The 22,121-nt window shown below is 37.0% G+C and carries 27 protein-coding genes and 1 riboswitch; of the genes, 3 read left to right on the forward strand and 24 right to left on the reverse strand.

Features of this window, described 5'->3' with window-relative positions; all coding sequences use genetic code 11:
• Positions 1-12 precede the first annotated feature (12 nt).
• The 5 genes from nusB to CD126_RS06015 form a co-directional block, all read right to left on the reverse strand.
• Entirely contained in the window at positions 13-405 is a 393-nt protein-coding gene (nusB, locus tag CD126_RS05995) for a transcription antitermination factor NusB (protein ID WP_002473162.1), read from the reverse strand.
• A 33-nt stretch (positions 406-438) separates the two neighbouring features.
• On the reverse strand, positions 439-1,803 hold the full coding sequence (gene accC, locus CD126_RS06000) for an acetyl-CoA carboxylase biotin carboxylase subunit (RefSeq protein WP_103370185.1): 1,365 nt from the start codon (positions 1,801-1,803) through the stop codon (positions 439-441).
• Between the two features lies 1 nt (position 1,804).
• Positions 1,805-2,278: an acetyl-CoA carboxylase biotin carboxyl carrier protein gene (gene accB / locus CD126_RS06005; protein ID WP_049405241.1), complete on the reverse strand. Its 474-nt coding sequence runs from the start codon at positions 2,276-2,278 to the stop codon at positions 1,805-1,807.
• A 303-nt stretch (positions 2,279-2,581) separates the two neighbouring features.
• The gene (gene efp, locus CD126_RS06010) at positions 2,582-3,145 is read right to left on the reverse strand and encodes an elongation factor P (protein ID WP_002472500.1); all 564 of its coding nucleotides are present in this window, start codon (positions 3,143-3,145) and stop codon (positions 2,582-2,584) included.
• A 27-nt stretch (positions 3,146-3,172) separates the two neighbouring features.
• Entirely contained in the window at positions 3,173-4,231 is a 1,059-nt protein-coding gene (locus tag CD126_RS06015) for a M24 family metallopeptidase (RefSeq protein WP_103370186.1), read from the reverse strand.
• 108 nt (positions 4,232-4,339) lie between these two features.
• Between CD126_RS06015 and CD126_RS06020 the strand changes: the two genes are divergently transcribed.
• Both CD126_RS06020 and CD126_RS06025 read left to right on the forward strand, forming a co-directional pair.
• Positions 4,340-4,918, forward strand: coding sequence for a hypothetical protein (locus tag CD126_RS06020; RefSeq protein WP_049405243.1), 579 nt, complete (start codon positions 4,340-4,342; stop codon positions 4,916-4,918).
• Between the two features lie 44 nt (positions 4,919-4,962).
• Entirely contained in the window at positions 4,963-5,178 is a 216-nt protein-coding gene (locus CD126_RS06025) for an SA1362 family protein (protein WP_049405244.1), read from the forward strand.
• Between the two features lie 54 nt (positions 5,179-5,232).
• On the opposite strand, the gene CD126_RS06030 is transcribed toward CD126_RS06025, so the two are convergent.
• On the reverse strand, positions 5,233-6,063 hold the full coding sequence (locus CD126_RS06030) for a lipoate--protein ligase family protein (protein ID WP_049405245.1): 831 nt from the start codon (positions 6,061-6,063) through the stop codon (positions 5,233-5,235).
• A 144-nt stretch (positions 6,064-6,207) separates the two neighbouring features.
• Here CD126_RS06030 and CD126_RS06035 point away from each other — a divergent pair, with 144 nt between their 5' ends.
• On the forward strand, positions 6,208-6,594 hold the full coding sequence (locus CD126_RS06035; protein ID WP_049405247.1) for a rhodanese-like domain-containing protein: 387 nt from the start codon (positions 6,208-6,210) through the stop codon (positions 6,592-6,594).
• A gap of 64 nt (positions 6,595-6,658) precedes the next feature.
• Here the strand turns inward: CD126_RS06035 and gcvPB are convergent, their stop codons facing one another.
• From gcvPB to CD126_RS06125, 18 genes are all read right to left on the reverse strand, one after another.
• Positions 6,659-8,137, reverse strand: coding sequence for an aminomethyl-transferring glycine dehydrogenase subunit GcvPB (gene gcvPB / locus CD126_RS06040; RefSeq protein WP_103370187.1), 1,479 nt, complete (start codon positions 8,135-8,137; stop codon positions 6,659-6,661).
• Positions 8,124-9,476: an aminomethyl-transferring glycine dehydrogenase subunit GcvPA gene (gene gcvPA / locus CD126_RS06045; protein WP_002472479.1), complete on the reverse strand. Its 1,353-nt coding sequence runs from the start codon at positions 9,474-9,476 to the stop codon at positions 8,124-8,126. Before gcvPA ends, gcvPB begins: the two co-directional genes overlap by 14 nt.
• Positions 9,477-9,492: 16 nt before the next feature.
• Entirely contained in the window at positions 9,493-10,584 is a 1,092-nt protein-coding gene (gcvT, locus tag CD126_RS06050; RefSeq protein WP_002472490.1) for a glycine cleavage system aminomethyltransferase GcvT, read from the reverse strand.
• 78 nt (positions 10,585-10,662) lie between these two features.
• Positions 10,663-10,766, reverse strand: a riboswitch (glycine riboswitch).
• Positions 10,763-11,236, reverse strand: coding sequence for a shikimate kinase (locus tag CD126_RS06055; protein WP_049405250.1), 474 nt, complete (start codon positions 11,234-11,236; stop codon positions 10,763-10,765). Its footprint overlaps the riboswitch before it by 4 nt.
• A gap of 206 nt (positions 11,237-11,442) precedes the next feature.
• Positions 11,443-11,832: a ComGF family competence protein gene (locus CD126_RS06060; protein ID WP_169931256.1), complete on the reverse strand. Its 390-nt coding sequence runs from the start codon at positions 11,830-11,832 to the stop codon at positions 11,443-11,445.
• Positions 11,833-11,857: 25 nt separating this feature from the next.
• Positions 11,858-12,145: a hypothetical protein gene (locus tag CD126_RS12120; protein ID WP_088606290.1), complete on the reverse strand. Its 288-nt coding sequence runs from the start codon at positions 12,143-12,145 to the stop codon at positions 11,858-11,860.
• Positions 12,132-12,572, reverse strand: coding sequence for a competence type IV pilus minor pilin ComGD (gene comGD / locus CD126_RS06070; RefSeq protein ID WP_103370189.1), 441 nt, complete (start codon positions 12,570-12,572; stop codon positions 12,132-12,134). The genes CD126_RS12120 and comGD overlap by 14 nt, the downstream gene beginning before the upstream one ends.
• Positions 12,562-12,879, reverse strand: coding sequence for a competence type IV pilus major pilin ComGC (gene comGC / locus CD126_RS06075; RefSeq protein WP_002472491.1), 318 nt, complete (start codon positions 12,877-12,879; stop codon positions 12,562-12,564). Before comGC ends, comGD begins: the two co-directional genes overlap by 11 nt.
• A gap of 13 nt (positions 12,880-12,892) precedes the next feature.
• Entirely contained in the window at positions 12,893-13,960 is a 1,068-nt protein-coding gene (gene comGB, locus CD126_RS06080) for a competence type IV pilus assembly protein ComGB (protein WP_049405252.1), read from the reverse strand.
• Positions 13,932-14,906 carry a competence type IV pilus ATPase ComGA gene (gene comGA / locus CD126_RS06085; RefSeq protein ID WP_049405253.1) on the reverse strand — a complete coding sequence of 325 codons (975 nt, stop codon included), beginning with the start codon at positions 14,904-14,906 and terminating at the stop codon, positions 13,932-13,934. The genes comGB and comGA overlap by 29 nt, the downstream gene beginning before the upstream one ends.
• 66 nt (positions 14,907-14,972) lie before the next feature.
• The gene (locus tag CD126_RS06090; RefSeq protein ID WP_049405255.1) at positions 14,973-15,599 is read right to left on the reverse strand and encodes an MBL fold metallo-hydrolase; all 627 of its coding nucleotides are present in this window, start codon (positions 15,597-15,599) and stop codon (positions 14,973-14,975) included.
• Positions 15,599-15,925 (reverse strand): MTH1187 family thiamine-binding protein, encoded by a 327-nt coding sequence (locus tag CD126_RS06095; RefSeq protein ID WP_002472477.1) that lies wholly within the window; start codon positions 15,923-15,925, stop codon positions 15,599-15,601. Before CD126_RS06095 ends, CD126_RS06090 begins: the two co-directional genes overlap by 1 nt.
• The gene (locus CD126_RS06100; protein WP_049405257.1) at positions 15,925-16,911 is read right to left on the reverse strand and encodes an ROK family glucokinase; all 987 of its coding nucleotides are present in this window, start codon (positions 16,909-16,911) and stop codon (positions 15,925-15,927) included. The genes CD126_RS06095 and CD126_RS06100 overlap by 1 nt, the downstream gene beginning before the upstream one ends.
• A 4-nt stretch (positions 16,912-16,915) precedes the next feature.
• The gene (locus CD126_RS06105; protein WP_049405258.1) at positions 16,916-17,110 is read right to left on the reverse strand and encodes a YqgQ family protein; all 195 of its coding nucleotides are present in this window, start codon (positions 17,108-17,110) and stop codon (positions 16,916-16,918) included.
• 1 nt (position 17,111) lies between these two features.
• Positions 17,112-18,551 carry a rhomboid family intramembrane serine protease gene (locus CD126_RS06110; protein WP_103370190.1) on the reverse strand — a complete coding sequence of 480 codons (1,440 nt, stop codon included), beginning with the start codon at positions 18,549-18,551 and terminating at the stop codon, positions 17,112-17,114.
• Between the two features lie 12 nt (positions 18,552-18,563).
• Entirely contained in the window at positions 18,564-19,100 is a 537-nt protein-coding gene (locus tag CD126_RS06115; RefSeq protein WP_103370191.1) for a 5-formyltetrahydrofolate cyclo-ligase, read from the reverse strand.
• 461 nt (positions 19,101-19,561) lie between these two features.
• On the reverse strand, positions 19,562-19,711 hold the full coding sequence (gene rpmG / locus CD126_RS06120) for a 50S ribosomal protein L33 (protein ID WP_002472489.1): 150 nt from the start codon (positions 19,709-19,711) through the stop codon (positions 19,562-19,564).
• Between the two features lie 121 nt (positions 19,712-19,832).
• On the reverse strand, positions 19,833-21,881 hold the full coding sequence (locus tag CD126_RS06125; RefSeq protein WP_049405263.1) for a peptidoglycan D,D-transpeptidase FtsI family protein: 2,049 nt from the start codon (positions 21,879-21,881) through the stop codon (positions 19,833-19,835).
• Between the last annotated feature and the right edge of the window lie 240 nt (positions 21,882-22,121).

Here is a 22,121-nt window from a genome sequence, read left to right on the forward strand (position 1 = left end):
CACCACCACGCTTTATTTAATATTACTTAAGACCCCGTTAATAAATTTATGATGATTGTCATCACTGAATTGTTTAGTCAATTCTACAGCTTCGTTAATCACGACTTTTTCAGGCGTGTCGCCATTCATAAGTTCAAATGTCGCCATGCGCAGAATGATGCGATCGGTTTTAAGTAAACGATCGAGTGTCCAGTCTTGTAAATAAGGTGCAATCTTCTCATCTAAGACACTCTCGTGATCTTTCACTCCTGTAACGAGCCAGTTGATAAAATCTAAATCAATATCATCTTCGTCTTTATCATCTTTAATGAAATTCACAGCTTCAGCTATAGATAAGTCATTATTTTTAACTTCTAATTGAAATAGAGTTTGAAAAGCTTGTGTTCTAGATTCTCTACGACTCATGATAAACTCCTTCAAAATGTATTTTTTATCTACTTATGAATGTTCAGTGTCATCATCCATAATATTGTATTTCTCTAAGAATTTCGTGTTAAATTCCCCACTTCTAAAGATGTCATTCGATAAGAGATTCATATGGAAAGGAATTGTTGTATCAATGCCTAACACGAGATATTCACTTAACGCACGTAAACCAGACATAATGGCATCATCTCTCGTCGGTTGATGCACGATTAATTTACCGACCATAGAATCGTAATATGGTGGAATCGTGTAATTGGTATAACATGCTGATTCTACACGCACACCGAATCCTCCTGGCGCAAGATATTGCGTAATCTTACCTGGTGAAGGCATGAAGTTTTTGTATGGATTCTCAGCATTAATACGAAATTCCATGGCGTGTCCATTGATAGTGACATCTTCTTGCTTAAATGGAATCTCTTCGCCCATTGCTACTTTCAGCTGTAGCTTCACTAAATCCACACCTGTGATCATTTCTGTAACTGGGTGTTCAACCTGGATACGCGTGTTCATTTCCATAAAGTAGAAATCATCCGTATCTAAATCATAGATAAACTCAATTGTTCCTGCATTTTCATAATTAACTGCCTGTGCTGCACGAATAGCTGCATTACCCATCTCAACACGTTTCTCTTCGCTGAGAATTGGAGATGGTGCTTCTTCAACAAGTTTCTGCATACGGCGTTGAATCGTACAATCTCTTTCGCCGAGATGGACGATGTTACCGTGTTTGTCACCCATGATTTGAATTTCAATATGTCTGAAATTCTCGATGAATTTCTCTAAATATAAGCCGCCATTACCGAAAGCAGTTTCGGCTTCTTGTTGTGTCATCTTAAAGCCATTTTCTAACTCTTTCTCGTTGCGAGCTACGCGGATCCCTTTACCGCCACCGCCAGCAGTTGCTTTGATAATCACTGGATAGCCAATCTCTTTGACTAAGTCTTTCGCGTCATCAATTGTTTCAACGAGACCTTCGCTACCAGGTACAACAGGAACATTGGCACGTTTCATTTCTTCTTTAGCCACGTCTTTGATCCCCATCTTCTGAATAGATTCGTAACTTGGTCCAATAAACTGAAGTTGGCACGCTTCACATAGCTCTGCGAAATCTCCATTTTCAGCTAAAAAGCCGTAACCTGGGTGGATACCGTCACAACCTGTAGAGGTAGCGATAGAAAGTATGTTAGGTATGTTCAAGTAGGAATCTTTAGATTGCGTAGGCCCGACACAATATGCTTCGTCTGCAATTTGAGTATGTAAAGCATCTTTGTCGCCTTCTGAGTATATAGCAACCGTTTGTAATCCTAGCTCTTGACATGCACGAATAATGCGTACCGCAATTTCTCCGCGGTTAGCAATTAATATCTTCTTCATCTTACTTCACCTTGAATAACGGCTGGCCATACTCTACCATTTGGCCGTCCTCGACTAAGATTTCTGTGATTTCTCCAGAGATTTCTGCTTGGATTTCGTTGAATAACTTCATCGCTTCTAGGATACAAACTGTTGTATCATTAGACACTTTATCACCTACTTGTACGTACGGGTTCTCTTCTGGTGATGGTGATTTATAGAATGTACCTACCATTGGTGCTGTAATTGTTTGAGCATCGTCATCTGCTTGAGCAGACGCTTCACTATCTTGCGCACTCGGTGCTGGTTGAGCTGGAGATTCTGTAGGTGCAGCATACTGTTGTACGGGTTGTTGTGAACTAATTTGAGGAGTGATAATTTCAGTTTCTTTTTCTTTCTTTAAATTAACAACATTTGTTTTATCTTCTATATTAATCTCAGTTAAACTTGATTGATCAAGTATATCGATAAGTTCTTTTATTTCTTTAAAATTCATACTACTGACTCCTTCAGTTTGGTTTCATCTATCTATTCTATTTTACTTGAGTGGAATATTCAATTCAAGTCTATGTATACGTCTTTAGTTTTATTCAAATGAAATAGAATTTGTTTAAAATGCGTTTGTTTCAGTCTTGATGGATTTTCGCACTATCTCAGTAAGTGTGATATTAAGGTTGTGAACACGACAAAAATATAAGGCCCAGACACACAATGATGCGTGCTTGGACCTGTAAAATATATAAATTATGTTGCGCTTGCCAAAATAATTAGAATGCTTTATACGTGAGCTTACTCGGCATCATGTATTCGCGCGTGATGCATAACTACCATCGCTAGTGTTGATAACAAGTACGTCGCCTTCGTTAACGAATAATGGCACGTTTAAAGTGTAACCTGTTTCAACAGTAGCAGATTTAGTAGCACCTGTAGCAGTATCACCTTTAATACCTGGTTCAGTTTCTGTTACTTCAAGTTCAACTGTTTTCGGAAGCTCGATTCCGATAATTTCACCTTCGTAACTTTGAATTTGAACGTCCATATTTGCTTTTAAGAATTTCAATTCTTCTTGTAAGTAGTCGCCAGGAAGTTCTACTTGTTCGAATGTTTCATTGTCCATGAAGACATGAGTGTCACCATCAGCATATAAATATTGCATGCGGCGATTCTCAATCATCGCTTGTTCTACTTTCTCACCAGCTCTAAATGTCTTCTCTTGAATCGCACCTGTTCTAAGGTTACGTAATTTAGAGCGTACAAAGGCAGAACCTTTACCTGGTTTCACGTGTTGGAAATCGACAACTTTCCAAATTCCATTGTCTACAGAAATAGTTAATCCTGTCTTAAAATCATTAACCGAAATCATTCAGTTTCCTCCTCATTAACGCTTTCATTATAAAATAATAAGGTCTTTCGATGATTTAGTAAAGCGTTCACAACCATTTTCAGTGATTAAGATATCATCCTCAATACGAACGCCACCTAAACCTTCGAGATAAATACCAGGCTCTATTGTAACACATTGATTCACTTTAAGCGTGCTATCACTGCGACGTGAAAGCGCTGGCCCTTCATGAACATCTAAACCAATGCCATGGCCTAGGGAATGACCGAAATAGTCTCCGTAGCCTTTCTCACTGATATAGTCTCTGGCTACTGCGTCGAGTTCACTCGCTTTCATACCTGGTTTGGCTGCTTCAATCGCTTTAAGATTAGCGTCAAGCACGATTTGATGAATTTCTTTAAGTTTTTCATCAGGTTCACCCACAGCAAATGTACGTGTAATATCTGAGGCATAACCTTTGTAGTAAGCACCGTAATCTAAAGTGATTAAGTCACCATCTTCAATGACTTTGTCACTTGCGACACCATGTGGCATAGCACCACGATAGCCTGATGCTACAATCGTATCGAATGATGTGTCTTCAGCCCCGAGTTCAAGCATTTTACTTTCAAGTTTCGCTTTAACGTCATGTTCCGTCATGCCCGCTTTCATAACCGTTAGGATATAGTCATATGCTTCATCGACTATCTCAGCAGCTTTTTGAATAATTTGAATTTCGTCTTGAGTTTTGACTTCACGAATTTCTTCGATGGCACCTGAAACGCTAATTAAGCTAATTGGTGCTTTACTGAGTTTTAGATACGTATCATATGAGACAAGATTCCCTTCAAAACCTACATTTTCTACATTTAACTCTTGTAAATGTGATTTAATTGCATCAAGTAAGTTTCCATCCTGATTAATGAAGTTAAATTCGGTAGCTTGTTGTGAAGCTTGATCCATATATCTAAAGTCAGTGAGCAAGATTCTCTTCTCTGACGTGATAATCAATGCCCCGCTCGTACCTGTGAATTGAGATAAATACCGACGATTGAAATCTGACAGTACAACGAGCGCATCTAAGTGTTTGTCGCTCAATAATTGCTTCACTTGTTCTAGTCTATCCATGATCATTCCCCCGTCCTTTAAGTTTGTACTTTTCCTGCTTATACCTTAAAATGATAGCATAATTAGGTTTAAAATGAATAGTTATTGATTTTTTATAGGAGCAAAATAATGAAGAAGAAATTAATTGCTGTACTATGTGCGTCTACTTTACTAGTAGGCTGTGGAAGCCAAAATTTAACACAACTCGAAAAGAAAACAACAGATTTACGTGATAAAAATCATAAAATGAAGTTAGAGATTCAAGAATTACAACAGTCAAAATCTCAGCATGAAGAGAAGATTAAAGCTTTGCAGAAAGATAAAAGCAATATGAAGCAAGCGAAGTCGAATCATAAGAAGGTTTCTAACTATAAGACTTCTTCTCAGTATTATAAAGATATCACTGACGTGTTAAACGAATACCATGATCAGAAAAAAGACATTGAGGCAAATAAACATAGTTCGAAGGTAGAATCGAAAATCAACGGTATGGTCGAAGATTTAGATCAAGCCCGTGACCACTACACTGAGAATCTAAATAAAGATGATATGTCTGCCGACGACAAGAAAAAAGATAAGTCAATTTCTAAGTTACATAAAGATTTAACTAAAGCTTTTGATGATATTCAAGACGGCTATAGTAAAAAAGATAAAAAGAAAATTTCCAGTGGCCAAAAGAAATTATCACAAATTAAGTTAGATCAATAATTACAAGCTAAATTAGTTTCTAAGTATTATAGGAGTGTTCATTTTTGAGAAATGTATTATTCTACATTGTCATCATCATCGCTGCATTCGGATTGATTATGAATTTTGATGTCTTCTTCTATAGCATCATTCGATCATTGATTACGCTAGCGATCATCGGAGTGATTATCTATTTAATTTATTACTTCTTCTTCCTTACAGAAGATCAACGAAAGTATAAACGTGCGCAACGTAAATATAAACGACGCAACAAACATTAAATAGAAGTTAAAAAACCTTCTGAAGTTATTTGGCAACTTCAGAAGGTTTTACTTTTATTTGCGATACGTCCAATCATCAGATCTATATTTTTCAGCAATTTCTTGGACTTCTTGTTCTTGAGCGTCAGTCAGTTGTAGTGGTTTAAAGTCGATGTTTAAACCTTTTTTAAAACCAGTAGCAAAGGCATCTTCCATTTGTTCCAAAGTGATGTGCTCATCAGAAATATCATTCATAGCTACAGCTTTATCAAGAAATGCTTTTTTCATTTTATCTTTCAAACGACTATTCTTGAACTTGAACATGTCGAATAAATCATCGATATCTACATCTTGTAAGAGTGAACCATGTTGAAGAATTACGCCTTTCTGACGTACTTGCGCGCTTCCTGCGATCTTACGTCCTTCCACTACAAGCTCATACCAACTTGGTGCGTCGAAACACACGGCACTACGAGGTTGTCGTAATTTAGCACGCTCCTCTTCCGAACGCGGGACAGAGAAGTGAGCATCAAAGCCAAGGCTTCTAAAACCTTCGAGCAAGCCTTGAGAAATAACTTTGTAAGCTTCAGTTACTGTACGCGGCATTTCGGGATGATCTTCAGGGACAATGACAGCATAAGTCAGTTCCTTGTCATGAAGTACGCCTCTTCCCCCAGTTGGGCGTCTGACAAGTCCATACCCTTTCTCTTTAACTTTATCGATATCAATTTCTTTCTCTAAACGTTGAAAATAACCTACAGATAATGTGGGAGGGTCCCAAGTGTAGAAGCGAATAACTGGATCGATTTCTCCACGAGACACAATGTTTAACAACGCTTCGTCCATTGCCATATTGTAGTATGGATCACGACTACCTGTATTGATGAAATTCCAAGTTTCTACCACAATTAAAACCCCTAACCAATATAATTAGCATGACTCTAATTGATTTAAAGTATGCCCGACAACGTTAAAATGCAATAAAAATTTTGATAAATTGCATTCACAGTCTTATAATATATAATAGCGATTTATGAGGGAGGATGCAAGATGAGTAACTTTGTATACATTGCGTTAATCATCATCGTCATCATCATTTTATACATGGTTATACAAATGATTTGGAACAAACGTGCTGTGACTGAGTTAGATCAGAATGAGTTCCATAAAGGTTTACGTAAAGCGCAAGTCATCGATGTGCGTGAGAAAGTGGACTATGATTATGGACATATTAACGGCGCACGTAATATCCCAATTACGATGTTTAAACAAAGATTCCAAGGTTTGAGAAAGGACCAGCCTATTTACTTAGCCGATGCAAATGGTGTCGCAGCCTATCGTGCCGCGAGAATCTTGAAGAAGAATGGCTATAAAGACATTTACATGCTTAAAGGCGGCTATAAAAAGTGGACAGGTAAAATCAAATCTAAAAAATAATGTATTGAAAAAAGCAATCCTGAAGAGGATTGCTTTTTTCATGCCTGAAATAGTGATTTCAGAGTTATTCTTTTTCAGCGTGTAAACCGTCAAATTTTAATACCGGTTTACGCGCAGCTTTCGTTTCATCTAAGCGATCAATGATTGTATGATGTGGCGCTTCAAGTACTTTATCTGGATCATTTTTCGCTTCTTCTGAAATTTGGATGAGCGCGTCACAGAAGTAATCTAATGTTTCTTTAGATTCAGTTTCTGTAGGCTCAATCATCATACCTTCATCCACATTGAGTGGGAAGTAAATTGTAGGTGGATGTACACCGAAATCTAACAAGCGTTTTGCAATGTCGAGAGTACGCACACCGTGTTCTTTTTGTTTTGAACCACTGAGTACAAATTCGTGTTTACAGTATTGTTCGAATGGAATATCAAATTCATCTTTAAGACGTGCTTTAATATAGTTCGCGTTAAGCACAGCTGCTTTTGAAACTTCTTGTAAACCTTTGTTGCCCATTGTGCGAATATAAGTGTACGCTCTTAGGTAAATACCGAAGTTACCATAGAATGGTTTAACTCGTCCAATTGAATTTTCAATTTCGTTTTCGTAACGGTAGTGGTCGCCATCTTTAACTACGAGTGGTTTTGGTAGATAGCTTGCTAATTCTTTAACAACACCTACTGGACCTGAACCTGGTCCGCCGCCACCGTGAGGGCCTGTGAATGTCTTATGCAAGTTTAAGTGTACAGCATCGAAGCCCATGTCTCCTGGACGTACTTTATCCATAATTGCGTTGAGGTTGGCACCATCATAGTAAAGTAAGCCGCCTGCTTCGTGGACAATTTCACGGATTTCCATGATATTTTTCTCGAAGATACCTAACGTATTAGGGTTAGTCAACATAATAGCAGCAGTATTCTCGTTAACGACGCGTTTTAAGTCTTCGATATCTACTTCACCGCGTTCGTTGGACTTGACAGTGACAGCTTTGAATCCAGCAAATGCTGCTGAAGCTGGGTTTGTACCATGCGCTGAGTCTGGAACGATGACTTCGTTTCTGTGACCTTGACCATTTTTTTGATGGTAAGCTTTGAAGATCATTAACGCTGTCCATTCACCGTGAGCACCAGCTGCTGGTTGCAGTGTAACTTCGTCCATACCTGTAATTTCTTTAAGTTCTTCTTGTAAGCTATGAATGATTTCAAGTGAACCTTGAACTTGTGATTCATCTTGTAATGGATGTGCCTCAGCGAAGCCACCTAAACGCGCTACTTTTTCATTAATTTTAGGATTGTATTTCATCGTACAAGAGCCGAGTGGATAGAAACCAGAGTCTACACCGAAGTTTTTATTTGATAGCTCTGTATAATGACGTACAAGGTCTAATTCAGCAACCTCAGGAAGTTCTGCTTTCTCTTTACGAATAAACTTCTCATCAAAAACATCATTTACTGATTGAGATTCAACTTCTTTCTGAGGTAAAGAATATGCATAACGTCCTTCTCTAGAACGTTCAAAGATTAGAGGCCTAGATTTACTTACTACCATTTAACTCACCTGCTTTCTTCACGAATGAATCGATTTCATCTTTAGTGCGTAATTCAGTCACGGCAACGAGCATGTGATTAGTGAAGTCTGAACTTGCTTCACCTAAATCGAAACCGCCGATGAATCCTTCATCAACTAACGCTTTGTTGATTTCAGAAATAGGTTGATCAAATTTAACTACGAATTCGTTATAACTTGGTGCTTCAGAAACCTCAAAGCCTGCTTCTTTGAATTGATTTTTCGCGTAATTCGCATTTTCGAAGTTTCTTAACGCAATGTCGTACATACCTTGCTTACCTAATGCTGACATGCAGATGGATGAAGCAAGTGCATTAAGTGCTTGGTTAGAACAGATATTCGAAGTCGCTTTGTCACGACGAATATGTTGTTCGCGAGCTTGTAAAGTCAATACGAAACCACGGTTACCGTCTTCGTCTTCAGTTTGACCTACTAAACGACCAGGTGTTTTACGCATTAATTTTTTAGTTGTCGCGAAGTAACCACAGTGTGGTCCACCGAATTGAGCTGGAATACCGAATGGTTGTGTGTCACCTACAACGATATCAGCACCAAAGCTACCTGGAGGAGTAAGTAATCCTAGAGCTAATGGGTTTGCATAGACGATGAACAATGCTTTTTTATCTTCAATGAATGAATGGATTTTTTCTAAATCTTCAACTGAACCGTAGAAGTTTGGATATTGAACGGCAACTGCTGCTGTGTTGTCGTCTACAGCTGCTTCAAGTTTGTCGAGGTCAGTGATTGTACCATCTAAGTCAACTTCTTCAATTTCAAACTCGTCTCTTACTTTAACGTAAGTGTGAAGTACTTGAAGTGCTTGGTAATGTAAACCTTTAGATACGACAATCTTATTCTTCTTAGTTTGGTTAAAAGCAAGGATACAAGCTTCTGCAAAGCTAGTCATACCATCATACATAGATGAGTTAGCAATATCCATATCTGTGAGTTCACAGATTAATGTTTGGAATTCAAAAATAGCTTGTAGTTCACCTTGAGAAATTTCAGGTTGGTATGGTGTATAAGCAGTATAGAATTCAGATCTTGAAATCATAGCATCTACTACTGCTGGAGCATAGTGATCATACACGCCTGCTCCGAGGAATGAAGCGTGTGTTTCTTTAGTAATGTTTTTATTTGAAATACGAGTTAAACGTTTCATTAAGCTTGTTTCAGGTTCTGCATCTGGAATGTTTAACTCTCTGCCAAGTAAGACTTCTTTAGGTACATCTCCATATAAGTCTTGAATGGACTCAGCACCTATAGTATCTAACATTTCTTTACGATCTTTCTCAGTTAATGGAATATAACGATGACTCAAGATTTACACCCTTTCATTATTTGCTAATTTGATTTTTCTTAACGATTTTAGCATCAACTTGACGTTTACGAACTTGAATGACAATTTCTTTGCCCATTTCGAACTCGTCACGGTCAATGATAGCTAAACCAATAGCTTTACCAGATAATGGTGATTGCGTTCCTGAAGTCACTTCACCAATTTCTTTGCCATCTTTATTCATTACAGTATAACCAGTTCGTGGAATACCTTTACCGATCATTTCGATACCTACTGTACGGCGTTTAGAACCATTTTCTTTTTGATCTTTAAGTACTGATTTACCAATGAAATCAGCATCGATAAGTGGTTTAGCTGCAAATGCAATACCACCTTCATATGGAGTAATAGATTCTGTTAAATCTTGACCATGAAGTGGTAGACCAGCTTCTAATCTAAGCGTGTCACGCGCACCTAAGCCACATGGCTCTACATCGTATTCTAAGAAGCCATTCCAGATATCTAAGGCATCTTCAGATTTACAATAAATTTCGAATCCATCTTCACCTGTATAACCAGATTGAGAAAGAATCACATTTTTACCGAAAATCGTAACATCCATTTTGAATTCGAATGGTTTCATTTCTGAAACGTCTACATCTACTAAGTCTTGTACAAGATCTCTCGCTTTAGGACCTTGGATTGCAAGTTGACCGTATTGATCAGAAACATTTGAAACTTCTGCATCAAATTGATCTGAGTGTGATTTCATCCATTCAAAGTCTTTATCTGTATTAGCAGCGTTTACGACAAGTAAATACTCATTATCACCGATTTGATAAGTGATTAAGTCGTCAATAACGCCACCTTCTTCATTACAAAGAGCTGTATACTGAGCTTTACCAATTTCTAACTTATCAGTGTCATTTGATAATAAATATTGAACTAATTGTGATGCTTCAGGTCCTTTGATGAGTACTTCACCCATGTGACTGACATCAAATAACCCTTTATTTGTACGTACAGCATTGTGCTCCTCTTTAATGCTAGAGAACTGAACAGGCATGGCCCATCCACCAAATTCGACAATCTTAGCACCACTATCGACAAACGCTTGATAAAGTGGTGTCTTCTTAAGTTCATTAGACATCTTGAAGCCCCCTATTAATTATTTTTAAAAATAAAGACAGGATAGCCTAAGCTATCCTGTCAGAATCTTTCAGGAATGCGTCACAGTGTCATCCTTTTGCCTGAGAGATTCGTATTTACTTGCACCTTCGGCGATGATTATATTCAACAAAGAATACAATCATTCTCTCTAACACTGATCAATCGCAAGATAACTCATTAAAGATTTCATCATGCAAATCTTTAAGAGATTGATTACTATTCACTTTGATGAATGCGATTTCATTATATCTTGAATATCTGTCTGAATACAAGTTTTTTAAGTCATAAAGTGACTTATTATTAGCATTCGGCCGATTAGGATCGTTACGAATTCTGTCATATACAATCTTTAAATCACAGTCTAACCACACGATGTTAGATTGCTTGTTAAGGATTTCTATAGATTGGGCACCTTCTATAATTCCACCACCTGTAGCTATAACTTCAAATTGTTGAATGCATTCTTGTAAATAGTGAGCTTCTAAGCGTCTAAAGTGTTGCTCTCCATATTGTTTAAAAATAGCGGGAATAGTCATTTGTTCTTGTTCGACGATATAATGATCTAAATCCACATATGATAACTGATAAGTAGAAGCAATATATTCACCGAGTGTCGTCTTACCTACTCCCATGAATCCTATTAATATTAGCGGTAATCTAATGTTTTTTGGCAATGTGATCTTCCTTTAAGTGTGATGTTTTGATTAACCGATCGTAATCATGTTCGATATTATCTAACGTTTTTAGTTTAATACTATATTGAACAGTGTAAATTGAGATTACTGATAAATATAGCATAAATACCCCCATCACAAAAGGATACATGTAGCCTTTAACTTTATACGTAAAATTGCTTATGATACATCACTCCTTTGTCCCTAAGACGAATATCGACCTCAATAAGATGAGCTTTAACTTTACGAACTTTAAACTGAGTGACTTGATTTAATACAGTTACATTGCCTTTACCATTTACTGTCTTGATGATCTTACCATTCTTATAACTATATTTGCATAAACCTTTGCTATCAAATATTGATGAGGATGTCGAGTGATTCTCAATGTCGAGAGAAGGGCTAGTCGAAAAATCCGCTATTAAATCTCTTGCAAAGAGTTCAAGTTCGATATCACTATTAGTGCTGAGATGGTAGTCGAAGAATTTCGTACTATTAATGATCAGCGGCAAGATAGTTAGAATAATGATTGTAATCGTTAGTGCGAGTAGCAATTCAATATAGGTGAATGCTTTATAATTATTTCGGATAGCATATTTCAGTTTCTTTATCAGAGATACATAAATCTTTGTGTTGATAGTAGATCTCATATTGCTTGATTTTTAAACCTTTCATCAATTCTAGCTTTTGTTCTCTAGAAATGAGTGCTGCTAATAAGCGTTTCATCTCCATAGTATGGTGTTTCTCTTGAAGTGTATGATTCATTCGTAACATCAATGGAAATAATAGTAAGCATAATATAGAGAGCGTACTTAAAGATAGTAAGCCATCCATTAATAGACTCCCTTTTACTTTAGACTTTTTCATAACGAATTCGCCCTTTCTCAATGTGGAATATTAAACGATAGATTTCTTTGTCATAATAGATGTAAACTGAACCAAATTGATTCACTTCGCCCTTTTTATCGAAATTAATATAATCGAGGTTTGATTTATTCATAATTGTTCCTTTAGGAAGTGTAATTGTAGATTTTTTTGTTGCACCCTGTTCTTTAATTTCAATTTGATTGGTGCCCTTTTTAAACAAGACAATAATTGATTTTTGATCGTGTATTGCTTTAGATTTATAGAGGTTTAAATGACTAATTAACTGTGTCATGCGTTTTTGGTTAGTCTTAGTATAATTTGTATTGAGTAGAGAAGCGTGGGTTTGGAGATACATTAAGATACTGATAATAAAGAGGACGAATAGCAGCTCTACGTACGTAAAAGCTTTCGTGGCGTTAAGATGCACGCGCTTCTCCATTTTGAATTGCTATCGCTTGGCCATTTTTACATTTCTTCTGTTGTTCTTTGATATAGCCTTCTCTAATTAAGTCGTCGATGGAGTCAGGTTTATGGTCGTTTTTAAGTGTATAAGCCTCAATCTGACTATTAACCATCTTAACTTGTGCATCACACCCTGTCGTTTGAATGTGTTGAGACTGTTTCGCTATATTCGGGATGATTAATATTAAGAGTAAGCTGATAATGAGGAGTACGAGTAACATTTCTATAAGTGTAAAAGCCGATTTTAAATAACGTTTGTGTAGTTTCTTCATGGTGATTCCTTTCCTATTTAATCGTTTGCATAAGTTCAAACATTGGTAACATGATGACGAGGTATAATGCGACAATTAAAAATGCAAGTAACCCAAAAATAATAGGTTGCACGAATTTGAGTTGCTTGAGTATTTTACGTTCAATCTTTGCGATAAGTATCGAACTATAGAGTTTGAGTTCAATATCAAGTTTACCTTTCTTTTGACCTTGTTCGATAAAGGTAATTAATTCACTTTCGAAACATTTAAGTGACGCTAAAGTTTGCCCTAATGGAGAGCCTGCTTCAGTGTGTTCTAAAATATAATGCCCTAAGTAGTTAAGGTAAGCATCTTTCGTCTGAGAAGTATAAATTTCAACAATTTTATTCAGTGAAATCCCATTACGATAAAACAAAGAGAATTCAGTTGCTAAACGATACGTCTTTAATAACTTGAAATAGTGCTTAAGGCAGGGAATGTGAAGTACGAACTGAATTCGAGATGGTGGTGATAAGCGCTGATAGAATACTATGAGTAGCAATGTGACACAACTGCCAATGATAAAAGTGACAAATAGACTGGGAGGCAATAGAACGATGAACTGAGTGAGCCCCTTTTGGAAAGCTGACAAATTAACGTCCATCGTTTCGTAGAGATTCTGAAATTCTGGAATGACTGTCTGATTTAAGACAATAAGCATCACAATAAATATAGACAGCAGTACAATAGGATATTGCAACGTCTTGAGTAAGCTTTGTTTCGCTTGTCGTTGTCTTTCCATATAATCAATACTAGAAATTAAACAAGTATTCAGTTCCCCAAATAACTCAGCAAAATACACTTGCATCACTATGGTTTGAGGATAATGTAATAGTTCTAGAAGCGTTGCGCATCCTGAACCTTGCTGTAATGCTTGAGTGATCTGTTGACGCGTTTCTTGTCGACGTATATGAAGGTGTTGTAGTAGAAAGTGTATGGCTTCAGATAAAGTGAAACCGTGTGCTAATAGATCTGCGAGACGCTTTAAGAAGTCAATTTGATCAAGTGTAGATAAAGGTTTAAGATGGAACAATTTAGAGATATCGATCGACGGTGTCTTCACAAATAACACCTTCTTTCGACATTTCTTTAAGAATGTAAGATAAATTCTGGAAAGTATAAGGCATCGTTTGCTCGTGCTCGAAAAAGTAAGCGATATCCTCTTTCATCATCATTTCACAGACCAATTCTCGCTTATCATCGCTGATAGGAATGAGACGTTGATTCGTAATATTAATCAACGCTTGCTTAATTTCTTGTTCAGATATCCCCATTTCCAACAGACGAAGTAAAGTACCTCTACAATCATTCGCGTGAATTGTTGAAAGGACAAGGTGCCCGCTCATACTTGCTTGAATCACATATTTCGCTACATTAGCATCACGAATTTCACCGATAAGTATGATATCTGGATCACAGCGTAGTATCGCTTTAAAGGAACTCGCATAGTTAATCCCCGCCTTTTCGTTAATCGAGATTTGAGTAATGCCATTTATTTTTTGTTCAATCGGATCTTCCACAGTGATGATATTCAAATTTAATTGATCTTTAGCGTAATTAATCATCTGATACATTAAAGTGCTTTTACCTGATCCTGTTGGCCCACTAAAGAGAATCAAACCTTGTTTCTTATTCATCAACTTATACAAAATGTCGCCGTGTTTCGTTTCAGAATGCTGTTCAAAGTATTGCGGTATTAAACGAATAACACAACTTTCAATCCCTAAGGACAGTGGCAATGTCGAAATACGTAAATAATAAGGTCGCTTAGCTTTGAATAAATAGCGACCGCTCTGTGCGATGATATGGGTTGACACATCGAGGCCTGCCAAATACTTCATATACGTTAGTAATTTCGTATAAGTTTCGTGTTGAATTGATTCAAAACTCTGCAGGTTATCATTGATACGAAATTTCACAAATACTTCCTCTTCTGATGGGATAAAGTGAATATCCGACGCTTCGTGCTTAATTGCCCTTGAAATCATTTCTTTGAATAATAGTTTCAAAAAATCACCTCCTACATATATACACGTAGGAGGTGATGATTTTACTTTTATGAATTTGAAAAACTTTTAAAAGCCGAGTAAGTAGGGATTATCTATCTCACCCTCAACAGTAGTAGAAGGTCCGTGTCCTGGATAAAGTGGTAAGGTTTCATCGAGTTCAAACAACTTAAATTTAATACTATCGATAAGTGTCTCCATATCACCACGATATAAATCTGTACGACCAATACCTCCATTAAAGAGCGTATCGCCGACTACGGCAAATTCATCAAAGACATAAGTTAAACTGCCTGGAGAATGTCCTGGCGTGTGTAGAACCTCTATGGCAAAATCGCCTATTTGTGTAGAACCTTCTTGAAGATTTGTTGGATGAGCTTGACTCGTAATTTCAGGTAAACCATATTGTTTAAATTTAGCAGCACCATTCTTCTCAGGGTCAGTTAAGAAGTCAAATTCTTCTTCATTTAAATACACAGGGACATCATATTCTGCTAGGATATCATCTAACGCACCAATATGGTCAAAATGCGCATGAGTAAGAATAATCCCAATGAGTGGTTTATCAATTTCTCTAAGACGTGCTAAGATCTTCTCACTTTCGCTTGAAGGGTCTACGAGTAAGAGCTCATGATCATTTTCAATAAAATACGTATTCGTACTAGCAATACCTAAAGTTAAATGAGAAATTTGCATTATTGATCACCTTGGTTAGATAAGTGCTTTTGTACTGAAGCAAGTTTATCATTCATCTTACGAGATTTATCTCTGCGGTCATCGATACGAAGGTTGGTACAAACGCGATCGAGTCCTTTATCAAACGGTAGCTCATGAATTGCTTGTACGACTTCAAATAAGTCTTTCAAGTCACCTTCAATTAATGTATTCATTGGTGTAAGTTGATAGTCTATCTTGCCTTCAGATTTAAATTCCTCGAGTTTAGTTTGAATTTCTGCAATATATTTACTCACACTTGGGCCTTCAGTTCCTACTGGTATAACAACTACGTCTACAATTGCCATTATTTAACTCCTCCCTTTTCAATCACATAAGTGTAAATCAAGCCTGCTGCACCGGTGATACCTGCATCGTTACCTAACTGAGCTTGAACAATTTCCGTTTCATGTTGTGCAGGTGTGAAAGTGATGTTGCGGTATTCAGTCTTAATGTTCTCAATCAATATCGGTCCTGCTGTGGACATGCCGCCGCCAAGTATGATGTATTTCGGATTGCTTGTTACACTGATAATACTACATACATAAGCGATATAGTTAGCGACTTTCTCAGTGATAAAGATACAGAATTGGTCGCCTGCTTTAGCTGCATCGAACACGTCTTTCGCTGTTACTTTATGTTCTTTAATTAATTCGAGAATAGAAGATTTAAATGTCAGTTTCGGATAGTAAAAGTAAACGAGATTGACGACACCTGTTGCAGATGCGACCGTTTCTACACAACCTGACTTACCGCAATTACATCTGAAACGCTGATCTTGATCGATACGGAAGTGACCAATTTCTGCACCAGAACCTTTGTGTCCATGAACAATTTCTCCATTTGAGATAATACCGCCACCGAGTCCTGTACCTAGTGTAATAGCAACCACATCGTCAGCTTCGTTACCTGCACCTTTATGTTTCTCACCTAGTGCTGCAACGTTAGCGTCATTATCGACGTAAACCGGACAATCCACGAATTGTTGGAACATCTCACGTACGTGAACACGATCTTTCCAATAGAGATTGACTGCCCCATCGACGATACCTGATTCGAAATCTACGGGACCAGGCACGCCTATACCCACACCAATGACTTGTGCAAAGTCGTAGTCATGCGCAAATAGTTGTTCTTCGAAAGATTGATAGATTTGTTCTAGTAGCTTGTACCCTGTAGGATCCGTTGTATCTGTTTTAATAGACCATTTATGAATCTGATTGATCTTCTCATCAAATAGTCCTAGTTTACATGTTGTACCACCAACATCTGCCGCTAAAATGATTTTTGACATAATTCTACTTCCTTCTTTGACTAATAATTAATTTACATTGAAGATATTGTTCATTGGATATCAACTCATATTGATAAAGCTGCTTAATTTCTTGTTCAATCATTTCCAAATAATCGTTAGGATCTTTGAAGTAAATGATAAATCCAAACTGCTTTAACAATTGTAAGACATCATAGAAAGACTGAATTTCTTTAGGCATACTAATCATCCAACTCTTTCTTTAACCTTTGATAAGCATCCTTATTCGGATCAGCTTTGACAGCTTTTTTAATATAGCTTTTGGCTTTACTTTTATTATCAATCGCACGACTAGCAATCGCCAGTTCATAGTTTAAAATACCTGAGTTCGGATGTTCACGTAAACCGCGTTGCCAATCTGCAATCGCTTCGGTCTTTGAATGTTTGCTTGCAGTAATTAATCCTTTAAGATAATAGGTTTCATCGTCATCATAGTGCTTCGCAATTGTGTGTTTCACCATACTCTCTGCACTGTCATAATGCCCAGCTGACATTTCACTGGTAATAATATGGTTATAAATATTCTTCTCTTGAATGGTATAGATTCGGATTTGAGCTGCTAAAAAGAGTACAAGTGTAATAATCAAGACAATCCAAAATCCAGTACGATTATGCTCAAAGTAATAACCCATTAGCGTGATTAAGATGCCGCCAATTAAACCACCAAGATGCGCCACAATATTGATATTTGGAATAAATATTGAAATACCGATTAGGATAACTAATACAATGAGTAATTGACCGATTAATTTACGATTAAACGTCTTACTTAAGTACATAAATGTAAAAATAGCACCAATGAGTCCAAATATTGCGCCACTTGCGCCAGCAGATACAGTATGCGTATTAAAAGATAATGACGCAAAGTTACCGAATAAACCAGCGAACAAGTAAATCACTAACATGCGCCAATGGCCGACGATAGACTCAACAATTTTACCAAAGATGAACAAACTCAACATGTTCATGAGTAAATGTTCAAAGTTAAAGTGTAGAAACATCGAAGTAATCAGTCGATACCATTCACCATGAACAAAGTTAAAATGAACTAATCCACCCACATCTAAAAGTTTGAAGTCTGAAAAACGATTCAGAACTAAAAACATGATGAGCCAAATAAAAACGTTAATCGCAATCAAACCATACGTAATTGGCGCAAACTTCAACATATGTTTCTCAATAGGATTAGTATTTAATGCTTGCTTTCGATAATGGGATTTCGTCTTCTTGTCTTCGAAGCGGCTTGCCAAGCGTAATCCCAGACTAGAAGTGACTCGATCAACATCAGATTTCTCACGCAATATTTTGAAACGATATTTATGGCTATGATGACTATCTAAGTTCTCATGCGCGAAACCTTTGTCAGTAAGTATAAATACATTATACTGTTTCGGTGTAAAGTTGAGAAACTGAGTAATATCTGAATGGTGCTCATCGATTCGTTCTTTAATAAAACGCACATCTTGTGTTGAACTTGCACCGTACTGAAAGATGGCTACCTTCTTCGTTTGATGATTAGCAAGCCAAATCTCGGTATGGTCTTTATTATCATGAACTAGATGATAGTTCTTATATTTTATCCATAAATAGATAAGTTTCCAATAGTTTCTTTCTATATTCATTTGTGCCTCCGCTTAAGTTGTAGTTTCAATCATTCGATCGACTGGTTGGTCATGACTTTCAGGTGCAAAGTCATGGCGTTGAATATCATAGATTAAACTTAAAGTTGGAGGTTGATGATCGGTTAAGTATTTATCGAAGTAACCGCCTCCGTAGCCGATCCGATAACCATCGTCTCTAAACACTACTCCAGGGACAATCACTAAATCAAGATGATTACATAGCGGTGTATCCTCTGTCACATGATTGATTCCTTTATCATCTGGGCCTATCGCATCCATGTGTGGGAGGTGTTTGAAATTCATTTCCTTGTGCGCATAGTCTGTTTCAGGAACGTACACTTCTTTACCATGTTCAAGCATGTGTTCAATGATAGGTGTGGTGTTCACTTCATGTGGCATTGATAATACGATTCCCACTTTGTGCGCTTGTTGGAATTGATCCGTTTCATAAAGTTGCTGAGCTAAGTCTTCATCAGCACGTTGTTTGGTTTCTTTATCTAACGCTTTCATTTGTTGAAGCGTTTCCTTTCTTAACGACTTCTTAGACATGCTTACACCTTCTTTATATAAACTAAATATATTATAACGTTTCTCTGAGGCGATGTCATTTCAGGGCTGTCACCACGGTAGATAAAATTACTTTAAGGACAAATTATGAAATGAAATATTGTTTTCTTGAACTGACTATAATTACAAGTGTTGAATTTATAATTAATTTAACTCACAAGTCTGAGTAAAGTAAGCTTTGTTTATTGGAATGTTTTGATATTAGTGGAAGCCAAGACGACGAAATCAAAACTTTATGTATATTTAAAAGTTTACCGTTATATTATAAAGATTTGCTCCATTAATTCTAATTCAATAATTGCGCAGAAGTTCTCTGCATTTGAGGTCGCAGGTGCTGCCTCAAACACGAGTCAACTGTGCGAGGCCAGACAACGAAATCAAAGATTTCTGTCTTGCTCCTAAAAAAGTACCAAGCTCCGAAGAACTTGGTACTCGAAAATTTCTTATTTAGTTTCACGGTGTAAAGTGTGTTTGTTATCACGTGAACAGAATTTTTTCATTTCAATACGTTCTGGGTTATTGCGCTTGTTTTTAGTAGAAATGTAGTTTCTGTCACCACATTCTGTGCAAGCTAATGTAATATCTACGCGCATGTTGTGTTCCTCCTTATCTCTTCATAATACGACTAATTTATGATACCACTTCAAAGAGAAAATGAAAAGTATTATTTAACATTCTACCCTTTTTCAAGCCGTTTTTACTCTTCTCAAATCATCAGTCTTTATGATTTTTAAAATAATAATTAATGACATCGCGACCTAAGTCTCCACCGTTGAGCCATGGTTCAGGCACGGGTTGGTTCGTATACACAATACTGAACGCTAATTTCGGTTTGTCAGCAGGTGCATAACCAATATATGTGGAGTTAACTCGAGGATGACCATCTTGGTAAACCTCTGCAGTACCTGTCTTACCTGCTGAAGTCACGTCAGTATTATGGAAACTTTGATAGCCTGTACCATCAATCTTATTAAAGGTCATCTTGAAGCCTTCTTGAACTTGGCTAAGTTCATCAGACGTATTATTGATACGGTTTAAGACGTTACCTTTAATCTTATGTTTCAGTGGGCCGACTTCATCTTTGTTTGTTGCATCTCTCACTTCTAAACCAATATGAGGTTGAACGCGATAACCATCATTAGCAATTGTTGAAACATATTGAGAGAGCTGCATTGGTGTATAAGTATCATACTGACCAATCGCTAAATCTAAGTAGTTACCAGAGTTCGTATTTAACGGCTCAATTTGGCCGTTTGTCTCATTAGGTAGATCAATACCTGTCTTAACTCCTAGACCTACTTGGTTAAGTCCTTTACGTAATTTTTGACCAGCCTCTGTAATGTTATTAGGTAGAGACATATTCGGTGTATATGGATCGCCGGCAAGTTTCAACGCTGTCTTGAACATATAAACGTTGGATGAATGCATGAGCGCTTCTTTATCATCAATATCCTTGCGACCGTGTTGGTTGAAGTATGAGTGCTTCGTTAAGCCGCCACTGAATTTCAATGGCTCGTCAATCATGTGCTCACCGACTTTAATTGCATTATTTTGATAGCCTGCAAGTAACGTACCACCTTTGACTGAAGAACCTACTGCATATTGGCTCGTAAAGTTGCCGATATCGTAATCTGTGAGACTACCGTCTTTATCGATTTGTTTACCTGCCATAGCGAGAATATCTCCATTTTTAGGATTTTGAACGACAATCATCGCTTTATCCATATCTTTGGCACCTTCGCCACGAAGTTTCTTAATTTGTTTCTCAAGATATTCTTCTGTCTTTTTCTGTAAGTCTATGTCGATACTCAAGACGAGATCATCACCGCGTGAACCAGGGTTGACGACTTTAGAGTCTTTGACCTCACCTGATTTGTCAGTCGTGTATTTCATCTCTTTCTTCTTACCTTTCAACACATCTTCGTATTGATATTCGAGGTAAGATTTGCCGACGCGGTCATTACGTGAATAGCCTTTGGACAAGTATTTATCCGTTAGCTCTTTCGGTATACCTTCTTCAGGTGTTGAGACATCACCGAAGACCCCTCTTAACGTTTTGCCGTAAGGATATTTACGATCCCAATCCATAGTTGTATTTACACCTGGTAAGTCGGAAAGTTTTTGTGAAACTGCAGCGTATTCTTTATCAGAAACGTCATCATTCTTGATGGTTTGTGGATTTAATGTGGAACCAGCCATCATTTCTCGATAAATTGCGAGTACTTGTAAATCTTTCTTAGATAAACTATCAAGCTCTTTCTTTCCGATCTTATTGTGTTGTGCTTTGTCGAACTGATCTTGAGAAATACTGCCATCGTTGAGTAAATTCTCTTCACGTTTCATCATGGATTGCGCTTTTTCTGGATGAAGTTGAATCCAGAAATCTTGTTTATCTCTTTTAGTAATCTTATCTGTTTTCATATCGATGAGAGAAGATAATTTTTTTGCTGTTTTAAGAATTTCTCCTTGTGATGTCTTCTTACCTCTCGTATATGTAATAGCTTTTTTCGAAGCATTATCTACTAATACATTGCCGTTACGATCGAGAATTCTTCCTCGAGGCACGGACTCATTTACTGTTATGTTTTCGCTATCTTTGATTTGTTCTTTATAGTGAGAACCTTGTGCGATTTGTAAATAACCTAATCGCAGTACGATGATGGCAAAAATAAATACAATCACACCAAAGATAAAACGAATACGTTTATTCATGGTGTTTCTTATTTTTTCATCATTTGATCTTTCCTTTAATCTTTTTAACAACGCAACCTACCTCTATTCAATCGTTCTCTCTTAAAAGCATAAATGATTACGAAAGATTTTTCTATCATTTTAGTCAAATTAACTTGAGAAGATTTAACGTAAGGATTTGTGTTAGAAAGCACAGCTAACATAAATAAGACTGCCGACGAGAAATGGCTGTACACTTTTAATGGTTGGTGATAAAAAATCACTAGCCGTTAATTTTCTTTATACACCAAAAAAGGCACGAATATCTCTATA

It is taken from the genome of Staphylococcus pettenkoferi (assembly GCF_002902685.1).
Lineage (GTDB): Bacteria > Bacillota > Bacilli > Staphylococcales > Staphylococcaceae > Staphylococcus > Staphylococcus pettenkoferi.